The organism is Rahnella sp. AN3-3W3, from assembly GCF_003263545.1.
In the GTDB taxonomy this organism is placed as follows: Bacteria; Pseudomonadota; Gammaproteobacteria; order Enterobacterales; family Enterobacteriaceae; genus Rahnella; species Rahnella variigena.
On sequence record NZ_JYDG01000147.1, the window covers coordinates 1 to 2,581 of the forward strand.

2 protein-coding genes are annotated in these 2,581 nt (G+C 53.9%); one reads left to right on the plus strand and one right to left on the minus strand.

What is annotated here, in order from left to right; genetic code table 11:
• Positions 1-442 precede the first annotated feature (442 nt).
• A complete protein-coding gene (locus tag UC15_RS25440; protein WP_112291999.1) occupies positions 443-1,144 on the minus strand; it encodes a FadR/GntR family transcriptional regulator in 702 nt (233 codons plus the stop codon).
• Between the two features lie 197 nt (positions 1,145-1,341).
• On the opposite strand from UC15_RS25440, the gene uxuA reads away from it, so the two are divergent.
• Complete coding sequence (gene uxuA, locus UC15_RS25445) at positions 1,342-2,526, plus strand: mannonate dehydratase (RefSeq protein ID WP_112292001.1); 1,185 nt, start codon at positions 1,342-1,344, stop codon at positions 2,524-2,526.
• Positions 2,527-2,581 lie beyond the last annotated feature (55 nt).

Sequence of the window (2,581 nt, forward strand, 5' to 3'; positions counted from 1 at the left end):
GGCTGGAAATCTTGCCGCTGCGCGGTGCCTTCTCTCGGTCTTCGAGCCAAAGGTCTCGAAGCCGCTCCGTTCAGCAATATTTCTGAACCGCCCTTGGCTTTTAAAAACAAAACAGAACAAGTAAGGTTGTGAAGTAAAGACCTGAGGCCGGTTCCAAAATACCGCCGGACGAGAGGTGGAAAACCGCGTGTCTTTTTACGCGGGTTGTAACCCGAAGGGAGGGAACCGCGCAGCGGCGGGATTTTGCGGCTATCACTGTGATACCTGAAACATAGCCAGCGAGCAGAGCGCGCAGTTAAAAAAACGCAGGATTCCAAAGGGTTTCGTTTAAAACCCTTTGGGCCAGTGTGGGCGGCGAGCCCACGGTCTTGACCTTGAGGCCAGTTTGGGTGGCAACCCAAGGTTTTGATTTAAAAGCCGCCTGTGTCCGGCATTGACACTATCACTCCGCAAATAACTGGTCATACACATGCTGTAAATGCCTTGCCATCCGCGCTTTCGCCCCCGCGCCATCTTTCGCCAGAATCGCGTCCAGGATCCCCTGATGGTCGGCATTCATTTCACGGGCAAAATCCACTTCGGTATAATGGCTTTCCAGACGCATAAACCGGCGTGAGCGGCGTTTATCCCACAGGTAGCCCATCATATCGTGCAGCACTTCATTGCCGGTCATTTCACTGATCATCAGATGGAACCGACGGTCGGCTTCAAGAAATGCGTCATTATTGGCATTCAGCTTGTTCAGCTCATCGGCAATTTCTTTTAATTTCACACGCTGCTCATCGGTACCGTTAATCGCCGCCAGTTCCGCCGTCATCGCTTCATACACCTGTCGCGCTTTCACCAGCGACTGCAGGCTGAATTCTTCTTCATGACTGACCGTTTGCTGTGCGGCTGGCGTTGCCTGTGGCAGCGGGTCGCTGACGTAGACGCCGTTGCCGGTGCGGATTTCCACCCAGCCGGTGATCTCCAGTGCAATCAGCGCCTCGCGGATGGAAGAACGGCTGACGCCCAGCTGTTTGGACAGGTCGCGCTCGGACGGGATCATCGCCCCCGGCGCGAACTGGCCGGTGTTGATGCAGTTAATCAGTACGTTTGAAATCTGGCGATACAGCCGTTCCACTTTCAGGGTTGGTAATTCCATTATTGTCTCCGTGTTCTTGCTGAATCGCAGATCTGTTATCCAGGTCACATTAATCATCGGTTTGATACTGAATCATATGTCGGTCTGATGGCCTGACCAGCAGACCACCTGACCAGACCGCGCATTAAGATTGAACTTATCACCGGCCATGCGTCAACTACATTCAGAGAGTCAGTTAACAATTTTAAGGAAAACACATGGAACAGACATGGCGTTGGTACGGCCCGAACGATCCGGTTTCGCTTGATGATGTGCGTCAGGCTGGCGCAACTGGCGTGGTCACCGCCCTGCACCATATTCCTAACGGTGAAGTCTGGCCGGTAGAAGAAATTAAAAAACGTAAGGCGATCATTGAAGCCAAGGGTCTGGTGTGGTCGGTTGTCGAAAGCATTCCGGTACATGAGGAAATCAAAACCCGCAGCGGAGATGTTGAGAAGCACATTGCGAACTATCAGCAATCTATTCGTAATCTGGCGGAATGTGGCATTTATACGGTCTGCTATAACTTCATGCCGGTTCTGGACTGGACGCGTACCGACCTGGGTTATCTGCTGCCGGACGGTTCACGCGCCCTGCGCTTCGACCATATCGCTTTCGCGGCCTTTGAATTGCATTTGCTCAAACGTGAAGGCGCAACGTCTTATTACAGCGCGGAAGAACAGAAACAGGCGGCAGAATATTTTGCGGCGATGACGCAGGCAGAGAAAGACCAGCTGGTGTCTAACATCATCGCCGGTCTGCCGGGTGCAGAAGAAGGTTATACGCTGGATCAGTTCCGTGCCCGTCTGGCGACGTACGACGGTATCGATAAGGCCAAACTGCGTGAAAACATGGCGCACTTCCTGCGCAGTATTGTGCCAGTGGCGGAGCAATGCGGATTAAGTCTGGCGGTTCACCCGGATGATCCCCCGCGCCCTATCCTCGGTCTGCCGCGCATTATCTCCACCATTGAAGATATGCAGTGGCTGAAAGAAACCGTCGACAGTATCCATAACGGTTTCTGCTTCTGCACCGGTTCTTACGGCGTGCGTGAAGATAACGACCTGGTGAAAATGATGACCGATTACGCCGATCGCGTTCACTTCATCCACCTGCGCGCCACGCTGCGCGAAGAAGTTCCGGGCAGCTTCCATGAAGCCGACCATCTGGACGGTGATGTGGATATGGTCGCAGTCATCAAAGCCATTCTGACCGAAGAGCAAACCCGCCGCCGCGCAGGTAATTTGCGCGCTATCCCGATGCGTCCGGATCACGGCCATCAGATGCTGGATGACTTGCACAAGAAAACCAATCCGGGGTATTCGGCGATTGGACGTCTGCGGGGACTGGCGGAACTGCGGGGTGTGGAGCGGGCGTTGAAACAGAGCTTCTTTGCCGAGTAATGTTTTCTCCTCCCCCTGCGAAGGGGGAGGACGGGAGGGGGTTTTAAAGGCTGAC

Coding starts and splice junctions, on each gene's coding strand:
- uxuA (WP_112292001.1), top strand. CDS start 1,342: ATGGAACAGACATGGCGTTGGTACGGCCCGAACGATCCGGTTTCGCTT.
- UC15_RS25440 (WP_112291999.1), bottom strand. CDS start 1,144: ATGGAATTACCAACCCTGAAAGTGGAACGGCTGTATCGCCAGATTTCA.